Origin of the sequence: Mycobacterium haemophilum DSM 44634, from assembly GCF_000340435.2 — a bacterium.
GTDB classification, from domain to species: Bacteria; Actinomycetota; Actinomycetes; order Mycobacteriales; family Mycobacteriaceae; genus Mycobacterium; species Mycobacterium haemophilum.
Genome location: NZ_CP011883.2, coordinates 2,541,395 through 2,560,899, shown reverse-complemented (window position 1 = coordinate 2,560,899; position 19,505 = coordinate 2,541,395). Strand labels below are relative to the sequence as shown.

Below are 19,505 nucleotides of genomic sequence, written 5' to 3'. Positions count from 1 at the left end.
CGCTACAGGGGAAGGGCGCGACCCAGGATCGCGAATGCCCGTGGGTCGCCGGCGAAATAGTGGCGGCGGATGATGTCGGTGAAGCCCAGCCGCCGGTATAACCGCCAGGCACGGTTGGTTTCACCGTTGGCTTCTGGTGTGGAGAGCAGCACATTGTTCTCACCGCGGTGGGCGAGCAGCCGGCGGGTCAATGCTTCGCCGACGCCGCGGCCTTGGGCGCGAGGATGAATGTGCAATTCGGTCAGCTCGAAATAGCTGGTCATCAGGCGAGCGATCTCCAGCGTTGGCATGCCGCCGCGTTGCAAGCCCTGGACAACCTGCTGTTGCCACCACTGACCCGGCGCCCCAGGGTAGCCGTAGGCCACGCCGAGCAATGGCGCGTTGCTCAGTTCGTCAGCCGATGGCACCTGGGTGGTGGTGCCGTCGGCCGGCTCGGCTACATCTGCGACTTCGACTTCGACGGCGGCCACCGCTTGCCAGCCCGGTCGCCGGGTGTGCTCCAGCCACATTCCGGCACGCAGGTTTTCGGTGCCCCGCGGGTACCGCATCGCGTCGACATACACACTCAGGGCATCGCTGAGGCGGCGCACCATTTCGTTTGGCGGCAGATCGATGAGGAATATCGCCAACTCGCGGTGTCCTCCTCAATCGATGACCCAGTGGGAATCGATGACCCAGTGGGATGTGTCTATCGCCATTATCGGATGACGTGGCCGCCGACCGACGAAGGGGCGTGGCAACACATGACGACCGGCGTGCTTCCGTAAGTGGTTCGTGGCCCACGGGGATTCCGGGTCGTGTCGTCGTGGCGGTGCGGCTTGGATAGAATCGCCCGCGAACCAGTGGTACGGCACAGATTGACCTCGTATCATCGAAAGTTAGTTGCCCGCACAACGGGCATCCGCGTGCTATCGATAGTTACGTGTCAGCCTGTCGGCAAGGAGGGACGAATGCCACTCTCCGATCATGAGCAGCGGATGCTCGATCAGATCGAGAGCGCTCTCTACGCCGAAGACCCCAAATTTGCGTCGAGTGTACGCGGTGGTGGGTTGCGTGCGCCGACTGCGCGGCGGCGCATGCAAGGCGCGGCGTTGTTCGTCATTGGTCTGGGGATGCTGGTTTGCGGGGTTGCCTTCAAGGCCACGATGATTGGAAGCTTTCCGATCCTGAGCGTCTTAGGCTTCGTCGTGATGTTCGGTGGTGTGGTGTTTGCCATTACCGGTTCACGATTGTCCGGCAGGGCGGACCACCCGGCTTCGGCGCCTGGGACATCGCGCCAGCGTCGCACGAAGGGCGCGGGAGGATCGTTCACCAGTCGTATGGAGGATCGGTTCCGGCGCCGCTTCGATGAGTAGCGGAACCCCCAGCCGACCTACCCACACATAACGGGGCAGCCACTGGCTGCCCCGTTTTCGTGCCCAAGCCCACGGTGAGCCGTGCCGGGCCCAATCTAAGCCCCACTGGGCCCCACTGCGCCCCAACCGGGTCCCTGTCCCGTGTCTCTGGGGCTTTGGCATGCGGTTTTACGACATCACGATCAGCGCCCGAGGTGCCCTCGGGCGCCCCTTGGTCGACCTTGAGGCGGTGAATAGCCGCGAAAATTCGGCTGCGACACCCTGTCGATGGGTATGTATGGGGCAAAGTGGGGGATTGTGGGGTATGGTGGCCGAAGTGTTTGGGTGCGGCGGGAGCCGGTCTCGGCGGGAGGTCAACTGAGTGTTTCTCGGCACCTACACGCCCAAACTCGACGACAAGGGGCGGCTGACGTTGCCCGCCAAGTTCCGCGATGCGCTGGCAGGAGGGTTGATGGTTACCAAGAGTCAAGACCACAGCTTGGCCGTCTACCCCCGGGCGGAATTCGAGCAGCTAGCGCGCCGGGCCAGCAAGACGTCGCGAAGCAACCCCGAAGCCAGGGCGTTCCTGCGCAATCTCGCCGCTGGGACCGACGAACAACATCCCGACACGCAGGGCCGGATCACGTTGTCAGCCGACCACCGTCGCTACGCCAACCTTTCCAAGGACTGCGTGGTGATTGGAGCCGTCGACTATCTCGAGATCTGGGACGCGCAGGCCTGGCATGACTACCAACAGACCCACGAAGAGAACTTCTCCGCGGCCAGCGATGAAGCACTTGGCGACATCATCTAATGCGTGGCGACCCGCTGCACCCGGCTCCGCCGCGTTTGCGATCGCCACGAGATCTAATGCGTGGCGACCCGCTGCACCCGGCTCCGCCGCGTTTGCGATCGCCACGAGATCTAATGCGTGGCGACCCGCTGCACCGTGGCCTCTGCCCGAACCGGCCCTGGCGTACTTCCCCAACGCCAGGTTCGTGCTTTCGGACAGAGACCTCGGTGCAAGGTGTCGCCGGGCCCGGGGAGGTGGCGAGGTGGCTGACGGCTCAAGTGATTTCGGGCATGTGCCCGTCCTTGCGCAACGGTGTGTCACGTTGCTTACCCCCGCGTTGACCCGCTATCACGCCGATGGGTCCAATGCGGTCCTGGTGGACGCCACCCTCGGCGCTGGCGGGCACGCAGAGCGATTTCTGACCGAGTTGCCGGGTTTGCGGCTGATCGGACTGGACCGCGACCCGAGCGCCCTGGATATCGCCCGGACTCGGCTAGCGCGATTTGCCGACCGGGTCACGTTAATCCACACGCGCTATGACGGCCTCGCTGCAGCGCTAAACGAATCTGGTTATGCCGCAGTGGAATCGGTCGATGGTGTGCTGTTCGACCTGGGTGTCTCGTCCATGCAGCTGGACCGTGCCGAGCGGGGTTTTGCCTACGCTCAAGACGCGCCGTTGGACATGCGGATGGACCCGGGGTCACCGGTTAGCGCGGCCGACATCGTCAACAACTACGACGAGGCCGCACTAGCCGACATCCTTCGCCGGTATGGCGAGGAGCGATTCGCGCGGCGCATTGCCGCGCACATCGTCCGCCAGCGTGCCCACACCCCGCTGCGCTCGACCGCCGAGCTGGTAGCCCTGCTGTATCAGGCGATTCCAGCTCCGGCCCGGCGCACCGGCGGCCATCCGGCCAAGCGTACGTTTCAGGCGCTGCGGATCGCGGTCAACGACGAGTTGAACTCGCTGCAGGGCGCCCTTCCCGCCGCGCTGGACGCGCTCACCGTGGCCGGGCGCCTCGTGGTGCTGGCTTACCAGTCGCTCGAGGACCGGATCGTCAAACGCGTGTTCGCCGACGCGGTCGCTTCCCGCACGCCGACGGGTCTACCGATCGAACTTCCTGGCCATGGACCGCGATTCCGGTTGTTGACGCGCGGCGCTGAACGCGCAGATGCCGCCGAAATCGAACGCAATCCCCGCAGCACCGCCGTGCGATTACGGGCCCTGCAACGAATCGAGCATTCAGTGCAACCGCAGCAGCCAACCAGGAGGGGCGACTCATGAGGGCTCAGCGCGACGGTGCTGTCCGAAGTGGCAAGCGCACGGTTAATGAGACGAGGTCGCGTCGCCCCCGAGCGCACGCCGGCAAGATCTCGGCGCCTGCCCGTGAGGTCGGGGCGTCGAAGTCTGGACCACAAACCAGCCCGATGTCCCGGCCGGTTGAGCGGCCCGCTCGACCCAGGAACACCACGCAGGCTAAGGCGCGGGCGAAGGCGCGAAAAGCCAAGGCGCCCAAAGTTGTCCGCCCTCGGTTGAGTGAGCGTGTGATCGCCCGGCTGGCATCGATAGACCTGCGGCCGCGGACATTGGCGAACAAAGTTCCGTTTGTCGTGCTGGTCATCAGCTCCCTCGGCGTTGGGCTTGGCCTCACGTTGTGGTTGTCCACCGACTCCGCCGAGCGCTCGTACCAGCTAAGCGACGCCCGCGAGCAGACCCGGATGCTGCAACAACAGAAGGAAGCGCTCGAACGTGATGTGCGCGACGCAGAATCCGCGCCGGCGCTGGCCGAGGCGGCCCGCAAACAAGGCATGATCCCGACCAGGGATACCGCCCACCTGGTCCAAGACCCGGGTGGTAACTGGGTGGTCGTCGGTACGCCCAAACCTGCCGACGGCGTTCCGCCGCCGCCGCTGAACACCAAGCTTCCTGACGCAGGTCCGCCGCCGCCGCCGAAACCGCCGGCAGTTCCCCTGGAGGTCCCGGTTCGCGTGGTGCCTGGCCCCGGTGACCCGCCCCCGCCGGCGAGGTCTGGACCGGAGATCTTGCTGCGCGCTCCCGACGGCGCAACGACTTTGGGCGGCCAGCACCTACCCCAGGCTCTTCCGCAGCTGCCCGGTATGCCCAATGGACAGGCCGCTGGCCAGGTTCCAGGGCTGACGCCGACGCCGGGGCTGCCAGTTCCAGGCGGCGTGATGCATGCCCCAGTGCCCGCCGAACTGCCCGCGCCGGTACCCGCGGAAGTGCCGGTGCGGCTGCAACCGGGGGTGGTGCCCCCCGCGGCCACCGCGCCGGGGACGTTGAGGTGAGACGCGGCGACGCTCACCGGACCGGTTCGTCACGGTCGACGCGGCCGGGGCGCAGTTCCAGTAAACCGCCCGTCCGGCAACCGAAACGGCCCCGCCAGTCAGCGAAAGTCGTCATGCCGGACACAGCGTCGGCGGGTCGTTCAGCGCGGGAGCGGCGCACCCGGCAGGTGGTCGAAGTAGGTACGCGCGGTGCATCTTTCATCTTCCGGCACCGGGCCGGCAACGTGGTCATCTTCGCGTTGATGCTGGTGGCCGCGACCCAGCTGTTCATCCTGCAGGTCTCAAATGCCGCGGGTCTGCGCGCCCAGGCGGCCGGACAGCTCAAGGTCACCGACGTCGAAAAGGCGGTCCGCGGTAGCATCACCGACCGCAACAACGAGCAACTTGCCTTCACTATCGAATCGCGCGCGTTGACGTTTCAGCCAAAGAGAATTCGCCAGCAGCTGGAGGAGGCCAAAAAGAAGACTCCGTCCGCTCCTGACCCGCAGCAGCGCCTGCAGGATATCGCCAAGGAGGTCGCGGGCCGGTTGAACAACAAGCCCGACGGCCCGACGCTGCTGAAGAAGCTGCACAGCAACGACAATTTCGTCTACCTGGCGCGCGCCGTCGACCCTGCCATCGCCGAGGCGATCTCTGCGAAGTATCCCGAAGTCGGTTCCGAGCGGCAGGACCTGCGCCAGTACCCGGGCGGATCGCTAGCGGCCAACATCGTCGGCGGCATCGACTGGGACGGCCACGGGCTGCTGGGCCTGGAGGACTCCCTGGACTCCGTGTTGTCCGGAACCGACGGTTCGGTCACCTACGACCGTGGGTCCGACGGCGTGGTCATCCCCGGCAGCTACCGCAATCGGCACCGGGCGGTCAACGGTTCGACCGTCCAGCTCACCATCGACGACGACATCCAGTTCTACGTGCAGCAGCAGGTGCAGCAGGCAAAGAACCTGTCCGGCGCCCACAATGTTTCGGCCGTCGTCCTGGACGCCAAGACCGGCGAAGTGCTTGCCATGGCCAACGACAACACCTTCGACCCGTCGCAAGACATCGGGCGCCAAGGCGATAAGCAGCTGGGCAACTTGGCGGTCTCCTCGCCGTTTGAGCCGGGCTCAGTGAATAAGGTCATCGCCGCGGCGTCGGTTATTGAATACGGGCTGTCCAACCCCGATGAGGTGTTGCAGGTACCTGGCTCGATCCAGATGGGTGGCGTCACCGTCCATGACGCGTGGGAGCACGGCGTGATGCCCTACACCACCACCGGAGTGTTCGGAAAGTCGTCTAACGTCGGCACGCTGATGCTGGCGCAGCGCGTCGGGCCGGAACGCTTTTATGACATGGTCCGCAAGTTCGGGTTAGGTCAACGCACCGGCGTAGGGCTCCCCGGTGAGAGCGCTGGGCTGGTACCGCCCATCGACCAATGGTCGGGCAGCACCTTCTCGAACCTGCCTATCGGCCAAGGTCTTTCGATGACCCTGCTGCAGATGACCGGCATGTATCAGGCCATCGCCAACGACGGGGTGCGGATGCCGCCGCGGATCATCAAGGCCACCATCGCAGCCGACGGCACTCGGACGCACGAACCGCGGCCGGACGGTATTCGGGTGGTGTCGCCGCAGACTGCCCAGACCGTGCGGCAGATGCTGCGCGCCGTGGTGCAACATGATCCGATGGGCTACCAGCAGGGCACCGGGTCCGCGGCCGGGGTGTCCGGCTATCAGATCGCCGGCAAGACAGGTACCGCGCAGCAGATCAATCCCGCCTGCGGCTGCTACTTCGACGACGTCTACTGGATCACCTTTGCCGGAATGGCCACTGCCGACAATCCCCGCTACGTCATCGGCATCATGATGGACAACCCTCAGCATGCCGCCGACGGTTCACCAGGTACGTCGGCGGCACCGCTGTTCCACAACATCGCGGGCTGGCTGATGCAGCGCGAGAACGTGCCGCTGTCACCGGATCCGGGGCCGCCGTTGAGGCTGCAGGCCACCTAGCGGCCGACTCGGGTTCGTCAGTTAGCCGTCATCGCACACTCTGACGGACGAGCCAACCTCGCAGACCGGTGCGGGCAGATAGGGTGTCATGGCCGATCATGAGGTTGACGCGGCGTAGGAGGTGTGACTGAAGTGGTGGCGGTGCCGACTGGGTTGCGCCCCAGCGCCGCTGCGGGCGGGCGGCTACCTGCGCTTGCGGTTCAGGTTGGCGCGGTGCTGGCCGACGGCCCCGGGCAGCCGGCGACCGTCCCCGACGTTCCGGTGACCGGTGTGACGCTGCGGGCCCAGGAGGTGCTGCCCGGTGACCTGTTCGCCGCCCTGGCCGGGGTGTCCACGCACGGCGCTCGGTATGCCGGCGTCGCGCTCGAGCGCGGTGCCGTCGCGGTGCTCACCGACGCCGCGGGGGTCGCGGAGCTGGCAGGCTTGCCTGGCTTCGGAGCCAGCAGCGTGCCGATACTCGTACATCCGGCACCCCGCAGCGTGCTCGGCGGCCTGGCCGCCTCGGTGTATGGACATCCCTCTAACCGGATGACGGTTGTTGGGATCACCGGAACATCGGGCAAGACGACCACCACTTATATGGTTGAGGCCGGTCTACGGGCCGGCGGGCGAATGGCCGGGCTGGTCGGCACCATCGGCATCCGGATCGACGGTGCCGACATCCCCAGCGCACTGACCACGCCGGAGGCTCCTGCGCTGCAGGCGATGCTCGCGGCGATGGCCGAACGCGGGGTGGACACCGTGGTCATGGAGGTGTCTAGTCACGCGTTGAGTCTGGGCCGGGTGGACGGCACCCAGTTCGCGGTGGCCGGTTTCACCAATCTGTCTCGCGACCACCTCGACTTTCACCCCAGCATGCAGGAGTACTTCGAAGCCAAGGCGGTGCTGTTCGATCCGCACTCGTCGCTGCGGGCTCACACCGTCGTGGTATGCATCGACGACGACGCCGGGCGCGCGACGGCCGCCCGGGCCGGTGACGCCATCACCGTCAGCGCCCTAGGCCAACCCGCATCGTGGCGCGCGACGGACGTGGCGCCACTGGGTGCCGGCGGACAAGAATTCACCGCCGTAGACCCCGCCGGCGTCCAGCACCGGGTCGGCATCCGGTTACTCGGCCGCTACAACATCGCCAATTGTCTTGTTGCCCTGGCGATTCTCGATGCGGTTGGGGTGTCGCCGGAGCAGGCGTCCCTGGGACTGCGGGAAATCCGAGTCCCCGGGCGACTGGAACAGATCGACCGCGGCCAGGATTTTCTTGCGCTGGTCGACTATGCGCACAAGCCAGGCGCGTTACGCGCGGTGCTGACCACCCTGCTGCAGCCGGACCGTCGGCTGGCGGTGGTATTCGGCGCGGGCGGCGAGCGTGACCCGGGCAAGCGGGCTCCGATGGGCGAAATCGCCGCTGAGCTAGCCGATTTGGTCGTCGTTACCGACGACAACCCACGCGGCGAGGATCCGGCGGCAATCCGCCGCGAAATCCTGGCCGGCGCCGCCGCGGCCGGCGGTGCGGCGCAGATCGTCGAAATCGGCGACCGGCGGGCCGCGATCCAATACGCGGTCGCCTGGGCGGGCCCTGATGATGTGGTGTTGGTAGCCGGCAAAGGCCATGAGACCGGGCAGCGGGGCGCCGTCGAGACCCGCCCCTTCGATGACCGGGTGGAGCTGGCCCGGGCGCTGCAGGCCCGCCAATGATCGACCTGACGGTCGCCCAGATCGCCGAGATCGTCGGTGGCGCGCTGGTCGATATCTCGCCCGAGGAGGCCGCCGAGCGCCACGTCACCGGCAGCGTGGAATTCGACTCGCGGGCCGTTGGCCCTGGCGGTCTATTCCTGGCCCTGCCGGGGGCCCGCTCGGACGGGCATGACCACGCCGCCTCGGCGATCGCGGCCGGTGCGGTCGCTGTGCTAGCCGCCCGGCCGGTCGGCGTTCCCGCCATCGTGGTCGCGCCCCACCCTCGCGCCGCGGCAGCTGACAGCGGGCTGGCCGTGGCGCTCGAGCACGACGCAGACGGATCGGGCGCGGCGGTGCTGGCCGCGTTGGCCAAGCTGGCCACGGCGGTGGCCGCGGAGCTGGTAGCGGGCGGGCTGACCATCATCGGGATTACCGGATCGTCGGGCAAGACATCCACCAAAGACTTGATGGCCGTCGTGCTAGAGCCGCTCGGTGAGGTGGTGGCGCCGCCCGAGTCGTTCAACAACGAACTGGGTCATCCCTGGACAGTGTTGCGCGCGACCCGCAGCACCGACTATCTGATTCTGGAGATGTCAGCACGCCATCCCGGCAATATCGCTGCGCTGGCGGCGATCGCCCCGCCAACGGTAGGGGTGGTCCTCAACGTTGGCACCGCGCACCTCGGCGAGTTCGGCTCCCGGGACGCCATCGCGCGGACTAAAGCTGAGCTGCCGCAAGCTATTCCGCAATCCGGTGTGGTCATCCTCAACGTCGATGACCCGGCGGTGGCGGCGATGGCCGATGCGACCGCGGCCCGCGTGATTCGGGTGAGCCGCGGCAGTCGTAGCGATCCGGGGTCGCCAAACAGCCCAGATGTTTGGGCTGGGCCGGTGTCGCTCGACGAACTGGCCAGGCCGCGCTTCACGCTGCATACCCGCGATGCGCAAGCCGAGGTCCAACTCGGCGTATCCGGCGACCATCAGGTCGTCAACGCCTTGTGCGCGGCTGCGGTCGCAATGGAATGCGGCGCCAGCGTCGAGCAGGTAGCGGCGGCGCTCGCCGCGGCGGGGCCGGTGTCGCGGCATCGGATGCAGGTGACCACGCGCGCTGACGGGGTGACGGTGATCGACGACGCCTACAACGCCAACCCCGATTCGATGCGGGCTGGGCTGCAGGCCCTGGCCTGGATCGCGCACGGCGCCCGACGCAGCTGGGCGGTGTTAGGTGAGATGGCCGAGCTTGGGGAGGACGCGATAACCGAGCACGATCGCATCGGCCGGCTAGCGGTGCGCTTAGATGTGTCTCGACTCGTTGTCGTGGGAGGAGGAAGGTCGATAAACGCCATGCACCGCGGAGCGGTTATGGAAGGCTCGTGGGGCCTCGAGACGGTTAACGTGGCTGACCCCGCCGCTGCCCTGGCATTGTTGCGGGCCGAACTACAACCCGGCGACGTGGTCTTGGTCAAGGCGTCGAACTCGGTCGGGCTAGGGACGCTGGCCGACGCGCTGGTGAGCGACAGGGGCGCCCGCCCATGAGACAGATCCTCGTCGCCGTCGCCGTCGCGCTGGCCGTGTCCATCCTGTTGACCCCAGCGCTGATCCGGCTGTTCACCAGGCAGGGCTTCGGCCATGAAATCCGTGCCGACGGCCCACCCAGCCACCACACCAAACGCGGCACCCCGTCGATGGGCGGTGTCGCCATTGTGGCCGGCATCTGGGCCGGCTACCTGGGCACTCATCTGGCCGGCTTGGCGTTCGACGGTGAAGGCGTGTCGGCGTCGGGTCTGCTGGTGCTGGGCCTGGCCACCGCGCTGGGCGGCGTCGGATTCCTCGATGACCTGATCAAGATCCGCAGGTCGCGCAACCTCGGGTTGAACAAGACCGCCAAGACGGTCGGGCAGATCACCGCCGCGGTGCTGTTCGGGGTGCTGGTGTTGCAGTTCGGCAATGGCGCCGGTTTGACACCGGCCAGCGCGGATCTGTCCTACGTGCGCGAGATCGCGACCGTCACCTTGGCGCCGGCGTTGTTCGTGCTGTTCTGCGTGGTCATCGTCAGCGCCTGGTCAAACGCGGTCAACTTCACCGATGGTTTAGACGGGCTGGCCGCTGGCAGCATGGCGATGGTCACCGCCGCCTATGTTTTGATCACCTTTTGGCAATACCGCAATGCGTGCGTGACGGCGCCGGGCTTGGGCTGCTACAACGTGCGCGACCCGCTGGACCTGGCGCTGATCGCGGCCGCGACGGCGGGCGCGTGTATCGGGTTTTTGTGGTGGAATGCCGCACCGGCCAAGATCTTCATGGGCGATACCGGGTCCCTCGCGTTGGGCGGCGTGATCGCCGGCTTGTCGGTCACCAGCCGCACCGAAATTCTCGCGGTCGTGCTGGGTTCGCTGTTCGTTGCCGAAATCACCTCGGTTGTCGTGCAGATCCTGGCCTTCCGTACCACCGGCCGCCGGGTGTTCCGGATGGCGCCGTTCCACCATCATTTCGAGTTGGTCGGTTGGGCCGAAACCACGGTGATCATTCGTTTTTGGCTGCTCACGGCAATCACCTGCGGTCTGGGCGTGGCCCTGTTCTACGGAGAGTGGTTAGCCACCATTGGCGCCTGACGTGCTTAGGCCCGACGGGCTTGATGTCTTAGTACCGGGCGCGCCCGTATTGGTAGCTGGTGCCGGGGTGACCGGCCGGGCGGTGCTGGCGGCGCTGACCCGTTTTGGTGCGGTGGCAACGCTGTGTGACGACGACCCGGCGGCCCTGCAGCAATACGCCAACAGCGGGGTGGCGACCGTGAGCGCAGCTACCGCCACACAGCAGATGGTCGAGGGGGAAAAAAATTACGCCCTGGTGATCACCAGCCCAGGCTTCGCGCCGAGCACCCCCGTGCTGGTCGCCGCGTCGGCGGCGGGAGTGCCCATCTGGGGGGATGTGGAGTTGGCTTGGCGGCTCGACGCCGCGGGCTACTACGGGCCGCCACGTCGCTGGCTCGTGGTGACCGGTACGAACGGCAAAACAACGACGACGTCGATGCTGCACGCGATGTTGACGGCAGGTGGCCGGCGTAGCCTGCTGTGCGGCAACATCGGCAGCCCGGTGCTGGATGTCTTAACCGAGTCCGCCCAGCCCTCAGCGCCCTCGGAGGTTTTGGCCGTCGAGCTGTCCAGCTTTCAGCTGCACTGGGCGCCCTCGCTGCGGCCAGAGGCCGGCGTGGTGCTCAACATCGCCGAAGACCACCTGGACTGGCATTCGACAATGGCCGAGTACACCAGGACCAAGGCCCAGGTGCTGACCGGCCGGGTGGCGGTGGTCGGGCTGGATGACAGCCGGGCGGCGGCGCTGCTGGACGCCGCGGCAGCGCCGGTACGGATCGGCTTCCGGCTCGGCGAACCAGCCGTCGGCGAGCTCGGGGTGCGCGACGGTTATCTCGTGGATCGCGCGTTTGCTGACGACCTGGTCTTGATGCCGGTCGCATCGATACCGGTGCCGGGCCCGGTCGGAGTCCTTGACGCGCTGGCCGCCGCGGCGTTGGCCCGCAGCATCGGTGTGGGGGCTCGCGCGATCGCCGACGCGGTCGCAGCGTTTCGGCTGGGCCGGCATCGGGCGGAGGTGGTGGCCGTCGCCGACGGGATCAGCTACGTTGACGACTCCAAGGCCACCAACCCGCACGCGGCCCTCGCCTCGGTTTTGGCCTATCCGCGTGTGGTGTGGGTGGCCGGTGGCCTACTCAAGGGCGCATCCGTCGATGCGGAGGTTGCGCGCATGGCGCCTCGGTTGGTCGGCGCGGTGCTGATCGGCCGAGATCGCGCGATGGTTGCCGAGGCGTTATCACGACACGCGCCCGATGTCCCCGTCGTCCAGGTTGTGACAGGCGAGGATGCTGGTATGCATGCGGCTGCTGTGGTTTCTGGTACTGATGTGACAAAAGTTGATGATGTTGGCGGGACTATCGGCACTCGCGTGATGGCTGCGGCCGTGGCGGCGGCCCGGGACTTAGCCCAACCCGGTGACACCGTACTGCTGGCGCCGGCCGGCGCGTCATTCGACCAATTCAGCGGTTACGCCGACCGCGGTGACACATTCGGGGCCGCCGTACGCGCGGTGATCCGGTAGGCGGGCGTGGGTAACACGCTGACCCGGTTGCTGGGTCGGGATAAGGGCCGGGACCAGGAACACAACGAGACCGCCGAAGCATCCGAAGCGAAGGCCAAACAGGCTGGTTCTCCGGAGGCCGGAGCGCGCGGCCCCCGAGCCCGGTTCGGTGCCTGGCTGGGCCGGCCGATGACCTCGTTTCACCTAATCATCGCTGTGGCTGGATTGCTGACGACACTGGGTCTGATTATGGTGCTGTCGGCCTCGGGTGTGCGGTCCTACGGCGACGACGGATCGGCTTGGATCATTTTCGGCAAACAGGTCTTGTGGACGGTCATCGGCCTTATCGGCGGCTATTGCTCAATGCGGATGTCGGTGCGGTTCCTCCGGCGCATTGCATTCTCCGGTTATGTCATCACCATCATTTTGCTGGTGTTGGTGCTCATTCCGGGAATTGGCAATCTCGCCAACGGGTCGCGGAAGTGGTTTGTGATCGCGGGCCTTTCGATGCAGCCTTCCGAGCTGGCCAAGATTGCGTTCGCCATCTGGGGTGCCCATCTGCTGGCTGCCCGCCGGATGGAACGGGCGTCGCTGCGCGAGATGCTGATTCCGTTGGTGCCGGCCGCGGTCATCGCGCTGGGGCTGATCGTGGCTCAGCCGGACCTCGGACAGACGGTGTCGCTGGGCATCATCCTTTTGGCTCTGCTCTGGTATGCCGGGCTGCCGCTGCGCGTCTTCATCACATCGCTGTTCGCGGTCTTTATTTCGGGAGCGATCCTGGCGGTGTCCGCGGGTTATCGGTCAGACCGGGTGCGGTCCTGGATGAACCCCGAAACTGATCCTCAAGACACCGGCTACCAGGCTCGGCAGGCAAAGTTCGCGCTGGCCCACGGCGGCATCTTCGGCGACGGTCTTGGCCAGGGCGTCGCCAAGTGGAACTATCTGCCCAACGCGCACAACGACTTCATTTTCGCGATCATCGGCGAGGAACTCGGCCTGGTTGGCGCGTTGGGGCTGCTGGGACTTTTCGGGCTGTTCGCCTACACCGGGATGCGGATCGCGCGGCGGTCGGCCGACCCTTTTCTGCGGCTGCTGACCGCCACCACCACGATGTGGGTGCTGGGCCAGGCGTTTATCAATATCGGCTATGTGATCGGGGTGCTGCCGGTGACCGGTCTACAGCTGCCCCTCATCTCTGCCGGCGGAACATCCACGGCTGCAACACTGTTCATGATTGGCATTATGGCCAACGCGGCTCGCCATGAGCCAGAGGCGGTGGCCGCGCTGCGGGCCGGGCGCGACGATAAGGTGAACCAGCTGCTACGGCTGCCGCTGCCGGTGCCGTATCTGCCGCCCCGGGCGGAGACGTTCCGCGACCGCCGCAAGCCCGCCGGAAAGCCCGCCCGCAAAGCCCCCCGGGAGCCGGACCAGCCGCTGCGGCCGGCATTCCCCCGAGTGGCTGATCGGCCGGCGCACCGATCGAGGCATCATAGAGCTGATCAGCTGCGCGCAGGTCAACGTCACACACCGCGCGTTCGCGCATTGGAAGGTCAGCGTTACGGGTGAACGACTCGGTCAGGGAGCCGGCCGGCGGGCTGGAGGGCAGCCCCTCGTCCATCTTGTCGGTCGTGTTGGCGGGCGGCGGTACCGCCGGCCATGTGGAGCCCGCGATGGCCGTCGCCGACGCACTGCGCGCGCTGGATCCGCAGGTCCGGATCACCGCGTTGGGCACTCGGCGTGGGCTGGAGACCAGGTTGGTGCCCGAGCGCGGCTACCACCTCGAGTTGATCACGCCGGTGCCATTGCCGCGTAAGCCCACCGGCGACCTGGCCCGGCTCCCGCCACGAGTGTGGCGTGCCATCCGAGAGACCCGCGCGGTGCTCGACGTCGTCGAGGCCCACGTGGTGGTGGGTTTCGGTGGGTACGTGGCACTGCCGGCGTACCTCGCCGCGCGCGGTATCCCCAGGTTGCGGCGTCGTATCCCGGTGGTGGTCCACGAAGCCAACGCCCGGGCTGGCATCGCCAATCGTGTCGGTGCGCGCACCGCTGACCGGGTGCTCTCAGCAGTACCCGACTCCGGGCTACGTGGTGCCGAGGTGGTCGGAGTGCCGATCCGCGCGGCCATCACCATGTTGGACCGCGCGGCATTGCGGGCCGACGCCCGCAAGCACTTTGGCTTCGCCGACGATGCGCGGGTGTTGCTGGTGTTCGGTGGTTCCCAGGGTGCAGCCTCGTTGAATCGGGCGGTCGCCGGTGCCGCCGCGGACTTGGCCGCGGCGGGAGTGGCGGTGCTGCATGCTCACGGACCCAAGAACACCCTCGAGCTGCGCTCATCTGCGCACGGTGAGCCGCCGTACGTCGCGGTGCCCTACCTTGACCGAATGGACCTGGCGTACGCCGCCGCCGACCTGGTGATGTGTCGGTCCGGGGCAATGACGGTCGCCGAAGTGTCGGCCGTCGGCTTGCCGGCCATCTACGTGCCGCTGCCAATCGGCAATGGTGAGCAACGGCTCAACGCGCTGCCGGTGGTCAACGCCGGTGGCGGCATGGTGGTCGCCGACGCCGACTTGACGCCGGGCCTGGTGGCGCGGCAAGTCGCCGGGCTGCTCACCGACCCGGCGCGCTTGGCGGCGATGACGGCGGCCGCCGCGCGAGTGGGACATCGTGATGCCGCGCGTCAGGTCGCGGAGGCCGCGTTGGACATCGCGCGACGGGCCCGGTCGGCTGGAGGGAAACCGTGACCCGCGCCGGCGACGATGCAGAGCGAAGCGATGAGGAGGAGCGGCGCTTGACCCGCGAGCAGTTGCCGCCCGAGCTGCCTCCTGAGCTACGCAGGGTGCACATGGTGGGCATTGGGGGAGCCGGGATGTCGGGCATCGCCCGCATCCTGCTGGACCGCGGCGGGCTGGTGTCTGGCTCAGATGCCAAGGAGTCGCGCGGTGTGCACGCGCTGCGGGCACGTGGCGCGCTGATCCGCATCGGACATGACGCGTCATCGCTGGATCTGCTGCCCGGCGGCGCTACCGCGGTCATCACCACCCACGCCGCCATCCCCAAGACCAACCCTGAGCTGGTCGAAGCCCGGCGGCGCGGCATTCCGGTGATATTGCGACCGGCCGTGTTGGCCAGGCTGATGGACGGGCGCACCACGCTGATGGTCACCGGCACACACGGCAAGACGACGACCACTTCCATGCTGATCGTGGCCCTGCAGCACTGCGGACGCGACCCATCCTTCGCGGTCGGCGGTGAGCTTGGCGAGGCGGGTACCAACGCTCACCACGGCAGCGGCGACTGCTTCGTCGCCGAGGCCGACGAAAGCGACGGCTCGCTGCTGGAATACACGCCCAACGTCGCGGTGGTCACCAACATTGAGTCCGATCACCTGGATTTCTACGGCAGTGCCGATGCTTATGTCGGGGTGTTCGATTCTTTCGTGGAACGGCTGGCCCCCGGGGGAGCGCTCGTGGTGTGCGCCGATGACCCCGGCGCGGCGGCGCTAGCTCAGCGCACGGCTGAACTAGGAATTCGGGTGCTGCGCTACGGTTCCGACGACTGGCCGGGCGAGACCTTGGCCGCCAGGTTGGTGTCGTGGGAGCAGCAGGGCACCGGAGCGGTCGCGCACATCCAGTTGGCCGGTGAACCGAACCCACGGGTGATGCGGCTATCGGTACCCGGGCGGCACATGGCGCTCAATGCGCTAGGCGCGTTGCTGGCGGCGATCGAGATTGGCGCGTCGACCGATGAGGTGCTCGACGGGCTGGCCGGTTTCGAGGGTGTGCGTCGCCGCTTCGAACTGGTCGGGACCTGCGGAGTCGGACACGCCCCGAACTCGCTGGTGCGGGTGTTCGACGACTACGCCCACCATCCAACGGAGATCAGCGCGACGCTGGCGGCGGTCCGCAAGGTGCTGGAGCAGAACGGCGGCGGTCGCTGCATCGTGGTGTTTCAGCCCCACCTATATTCGCGGACCAAGGCTTTTGCCAGCGAATTTGGTCGTGCGCTGGATGCCGCCGACGAGGTGTTCATCCTTGACGTCTACGGTGCCCGCGAACAACCGCTCGCTGGCGTCAGCGGAGCTAGTGTTGCTGAGCATGTCAGCGTGCCGGTGCGCTATCTACCCGACTTCTCGGCGGTTGCCGCGGAGGTCGCCGCGGTGACCGGCCCCGGCGACGTCATCGTCACGATGGGTGCCGGCGACGTGACCATGCTCGGGCCGGAGATCGTTGCCGCGCTGCGGGTTCGGGCCAACCGCAGCGCGCCCGGCCGGCCGGGAGTGGGGCGGTGACCGAACCGAACGAGGGAGTGCCGGCCGATCTGGTGGCCGATTCCGCGGACGCCGACAGCTCGATCACCGAGCCGCTGGTCGTCGGGGCGCAGGACGACCAAACGCCGGGCGACCACGACGAGTTCGAGGGGCCGCGCCGACGGGCCCGCCGTGAGCGGGCTGAGCGCCGCGCCGCGCAGGCGCGCGCCACCGCGATCGAAGAAGCCCGCCGCGAGGCCAAACGCCGCATCCATGGGCAGATCAGTAACGAGCCCAACCCCCCCAAACCGGTTGCGCGCGGCGTTGTTCGGGGCCTGAAGATGCTGCTCGCCACGGTGATCTTGAGTATCGCCGGGGTCGGGCTCGGGTTGGTCCTCTATTTCACGCCGGCGATGTCGGCGCGCAACGTCGTGGTCACCGGGATTGAGACGGTGACCCGCGAAGAGGTCCTCGATGCGGCCCGGGTGCGACTTGGGACACCGCTCCTGCAGATCAATACCAACCAGGTCGCCGACCGGGTAGCAGCGATCCGGCGAGTAGCCAGCGCGCGGGTACAGCGTCAATACCCGTCGGCGCTGCGGATCACCATCGTTGAGCGAGTGCCCGTGGTGGTGAAGGACTTTCCCGATGGCCCGCACCTTTTTGACCGCGACGGCGTCGACTTCGCGACCGCGCCGCCGCCACCGGCGTTGCCCTATATCGATGTCGGCAATCCCGGACCCACCGACCCGGAGACCAAGGCCGCGTTGGTGGTATTGCTCGCGTTGCGTCCCGAGGTCGCAGGTCAGGTGGCCCGGATTGCAGCCCCGTCGGTGTCGTCGATCACCCTCACCCTGACCGACGGGCGGGCGGTGATCTGGGGGAGCACCGACCGCGCCGAGGAGAAGGCCGAGAAGCTGGCCGCGCTATTGACGCAGCCTGGGCGGACATACGACGTGTCTAGCCCCGATTTGCCGACCGTGAAGTAGTACCCGCCGCGCCCGACGCACACAAAAAAGCGCCCCGCACCTCGGCGCGCCTGCGTGGATAGCACGCGTCCTGCCCATACGGTTCTGGTTACGCGGAATTACTTGACATAACTCTAACTCTAAGGTTGAGGTTGAGAGTTTGCCAAGCGGACACACCGAGTCCCACCACGGAGGAAAACGAATGATGACCCCCGCACATAATTACCTTGCCGTCATCAAGGTTGTGGGCATCGGTGGCGGCGGCGTCAACGCCGTCAACCGGATGATCGAGCAGGGCCTCAAGGGCGTGGAGTTCATCGCGATCAACACCGATGCGCAGGCGTTGTTGATGAGCGACGCCGACGTGAAGCTCGATGTCGGCCGCGACTCCACTCGGGGTCTGGGCGCCGGTGCGGACCCGGAGGTCGGGCGCAAGGCTGCTGAAGATGCCAAGGACGAGATCGAAGAACTGCTCCGCGGGGCGGACATGGTGTTCGTCACCGCGGGTGAAGGCGGGGGCACCGGCACCGGCGGGGCACCCGTCGTCGCCGCCATCGCCCGCAAGCTGGGAGCGTTGACTGTCGGTGTGGTCACGCGGCCGTTCTCGTTCGAGGGTAAGCGGCGCAGTAATCAGGCCGAGAACGGCATCGCGGCGTTGCGGGAGAGTTGCGACACCCTCATCGTGATCCCCAACGATCGGTTGCTGCAGATGGGTGATGCCGCGGTATCCCTGATGGATGCGTTCCGCAGCGCCGACGAGGTGCTGCTAAACGGCGTGCAAGGTATCACCGACCTGATCACCACGCCCGGGCTGATCAACGTTGACTTCGCCGACGTCAAGGGCATCATGTCGGGTGCGGGCACCGCGTTGATGGGCATCGGCTCGGCGCGCGGCGATGGTCGGTCGCTCAAGGCCGCCGAAATCGCCATCAACTCCCCACTGCTGGAAGCGTCGATGGAGGGCGCGCAGGGCGTGCTGATGTCGATCGCCGGCGGCAGCGACCTGGGCCTGTTCGAGATCAACGAGGCAGCCTCGCTGGTGCAGGACGCCGCGCATCCAGACGCCAACATCATTTTCGGCACCGTCATCGACGATTCACTGGGTGACGAGGTGCGAGTCACCGTGATCGCGGCGGGCTTTGAAGCCAGCGGACCGGGTCGCACGCCCGTGATGGGAAGTACTGGCGGCGCGCACCGGATCGAGTCGGCGAAGGCCGGCGCACTCACGTCGACGTTGTTCGAGCCTGTCGACGCGGTCAGCGTGCCGTTGCACACCAACGGTGCGACCCTGAGTATCGGCGGCGATGACGACGACGTAGACGTGCCGCCGTTCATGCGCCGTTGAGGCCGGGCCGGGACCTTTAATGTGGGAGGATTCGCCGATACTGGGCAGGTGAGCGTTCGCATCCGTCGGGTGACTACGACGCGGGCGGGCGGTGTCTCGGCGCCGCCGTTCGATTCCTTCAACCTCGGCGACCATGTTGGTGACGACCCGGCGGCGGTGGCCGCTAACCGCGCCCGGCTGGCCGCCGCCATTGGACTGGGTGCCGACCGGGTGGTGTGGATGAACCAGGTCCACGGTGATCGAGTCGAGGTCGTTGACGAGCCGCAGCGCGCCGCTGTCGGCGGCACGGTGGGCACCGACGCCTTGGTGACCAGAACAACTCGGCTGGCGCTGGCGGTGGTCACGGCCGACTGTGTGCCAGTGTTGCTGGCCGATGCGCGCGCCGGGGTCGCCGCGGCGGTCCATGCCGGGCGGGTGGGCGCCCAGCGAGGCGTGGTAGCTCGCGCGGTGGAAGCGATGCTGGGCCTGGGCGCGCACGTTGGAGACATTTCGGTGCTGCTCGGTCCGGCGGTCAGCGGCCGCAACTATGAGGTGCCCGCAGCGATGGCCGACGAGGTCGAGGCGGCATTGCCGGGCAGCCGCACCACCACCTCGGCCGGAACTCCTGGCCTCGACCTACGGGCCGGAATCGCTTGCCAGCTCCGCGATTTGGGTGTCACGTCGATCGAAGCCGATCCGCGCTGCACGGTGGCCGATCCGACGCTGTTCAGCCACCGCCGGGCCGCGCCAACAGGGCGACTGGCGTCGCTGGTCTGGATGGAGTGA

16 protein-coding genes are annotated in these 19,505 nt (G+C 67.1%); 15 read left to right on the top strand and 1 reads right to left on the bottom strand.

Annotated elements, in window-relative coordinates:
• Window positions 1-2: 2 nt before the first annotated feature.
• Window positions 3-629: a GNAT family N-acetyltransferase gene (locus B586_RS12000; RefSeq protein ID WP_047314718.1), complete on the bottom strand. Its 627-nt coding sequence runs from the start codon at window positions 627-629 to the stop codon at window positions 3-5.
• Window positions 630-950: 321 nt separating this feature from the next.
• Here B586_RS12000 and B586_RS11995 point away from each other — a divergent pair, with 321 nt between their 5' ends.
• The 15 genes from B586_RS11995 (at window position 951) to pgeF (ending at window position 19,505) form a co-directional block, all read left to right on the top strand.
• On the top strand, window positions 951-1,355 hold the full coding sequence (locus B586_RS11995) for a DUF3040 domain-containing protein (RefSeq protein ID WP_054879837.1): 405 nt from the start codon (window positions 951-953) through the stop codon (window positions 1,353-1,355).
• Between the two features lie 361 nt (window positions 1,356-1,716).
• Window positions 1,717-2,148, top strand: coding sequence for a division/cell wall cluster transcriptional repressor MraZ (gene mraZ / locus B586_RS11990; protein ID WP_047314720.1), 432 nt, complete (start codon window positions 1,717-1,719; stop codon window positions 2,146-2,148).
• Between the two features lie 97 nt (window positions 2,149-2,245).
• Window positions 2,246-3,412 (top strand): 16S rRNA (cytosine(1402)-N(4))-methyltransferase RsmH, encoded by a 1,167-nt coding sequence (gene rsmH, locus B586_RS11985; protein WP_156406890.1) that lies wholly within the window; start codon window positions 2,246-2,248, stop codon window positions 3,410-3,412.
• Window positions 3,409-4,434: a cell division protein FtsL gene (ftsL, locus tag B586_RS11980; RefSeq protein WP_082607602.1), complete on the top strand. Its 1,026-nt coding sequence runs from the start codon at window positions 3,409-3,411 to the stop codon at window positions 4,432-4,434. Before rsmH ends, ftsL begins: the two co-directional genes overlap by 4 nt.
• A gap of 113 nt (window positions 4,435-4,547) precedes the next feature.
• Complete coding sequence (locus B586_RS11975) at window positions 4,548-6,422, top strand: peptidoglycan D,D-transpeptidase FtsI family protein (protein WP_231584616.1); 1,875 nt, start codon at window positions 4,548-4,550, stop codon at window positions 6,420-6,422.
• 123 nt (window positions 6,423-6,545) lie between these two features.
• Window positions 6,546-8,114 carry a UDP-N-acetylmuramoyl-L-alanyl-D-glutamate--2,6-diaminopimelate ligase gene (locus B586_RS11970; RefSeq protein ID WP_054879839.1) on the top strand — a complete coding sequence of 523 codons (1,569 nt, stop codon included), beginning with the start codon at window positions 6,546-6,548 and terminating at the stop codon, window positions 8,112-8,114.
• A complete protein-coding gene (locus B586_RS11965) occupies window positions 8,111-9,628 on the top strand; it encodes a UDP-N-acetylmuramoyl-tripeptide--D-alanyl-D-alanine ligase (protein ID WP_054879840.1) in 1,518 nt (505 codons plus the stop codon). The genes B586_RS11970 and B586_RS11965 overlap by 4 nt, the downstream gene beginning before the upstream one ends.
• Entirely contained in the window at window positions 9,625-10,704 is a 1,080-nt protein-coding gene (gene mraY / locus B586_RS11960; RefSeq protein WP_054879841.1) for a phospho-N-acetylmuramoyl-pentapeptide-transferase, read from the top strand. Before B586_RS11965 ends, mraY begins: the two co-directional genes overlap by 4 nt.
• A gap of 1 nt (window position 10,705) precedes the next feature.
• Entirely contained in the window at window positions 10,706-12,202 is a 1,497-nt protein-coding gene (gene murD / locus B586_RS11955; RefSeq protein ID WP_054879842.1) for a UDP-N-acetylmuramoyl-L-alanine--D-glutamate ligase, read from the top strand.
• 6 nt (window positions 12,203-12,208) lie between these two features.
• Window positions 12,209-13,747, top strand: a complete 1,539-nt coding sequence (gene ftsW, locus B586_RS11950; protein ID WP_418001104.1) for a putative lipid II flippase FtsW — start codon at window positions 12,209-12,211, stop codon at window positions 13,745-13,747.
• Entirely contained in the window at window positions 13,744-14,922 is a 1,179-nt protein-coding gene (murG, locus tag B586_RS11945) for an undecaprenyldiphospho-muramoylpentapeptide beta-N-acetylglucosaminyltransferase (protein WP_054879843.1), read from the top strand. The genes ftsW and murG overlap by 4 nt, the downstream gene beginning before the upstream one ends.
• A 101-nt stretch (window positions 14,923-15,023) precedes the next feature.
• Window positions 15,024-16,469: a UDP-N-acetylmuramate--L-alanine ligase gene (murC, locus tag B586_RS11940; RefSeq protein ID WP_236971402.1), complete on the top strand. Its 1,446-nt coding sequence runs from the start codon at window positions 15,024-15,026 to the stop codon at window positions 16,467-16,469.
• Complete coding sequence (locus tag B586_RS11935; protein ID WP_054879844.1) at window positions 16,466-17,416, top strand: cell division protein FtsQ/DivIB; 951 nt, start codon at window positions 16,466-16,468, stop codon at window positions 17,414-17,416. Before murC ends, B586_RS11935 begins: the two co-directional genes overlap by 4 nt.
• Before the next feature lie 184 nt (window positions 17,417-17,600).
• Window positions 17,601-18,740 (top strand): cell division protein FtsZ, encoded by a 1,140-nt coding sequence (gene ftsZ, locus B586_RS11930; protein ID WP_047314764.1) that lies wholly within the window; start codon window positions 17,601-17,603, stop codon window positions 18,738-18,740.
• A gap of 48 nt (window positions 18,741-18,788) precedes the next feature.
• On the top strand, window positions 18,789-19,505 hold the full coding sequence (gene pgeF, locus B586_RS11925; protein ID WP_047314730.1) for a peptidoglycan editing factor PgeF: 717 nt from the start codon (window positions 18,789-18,791) through the stop codon (window positions 19,503-19,505).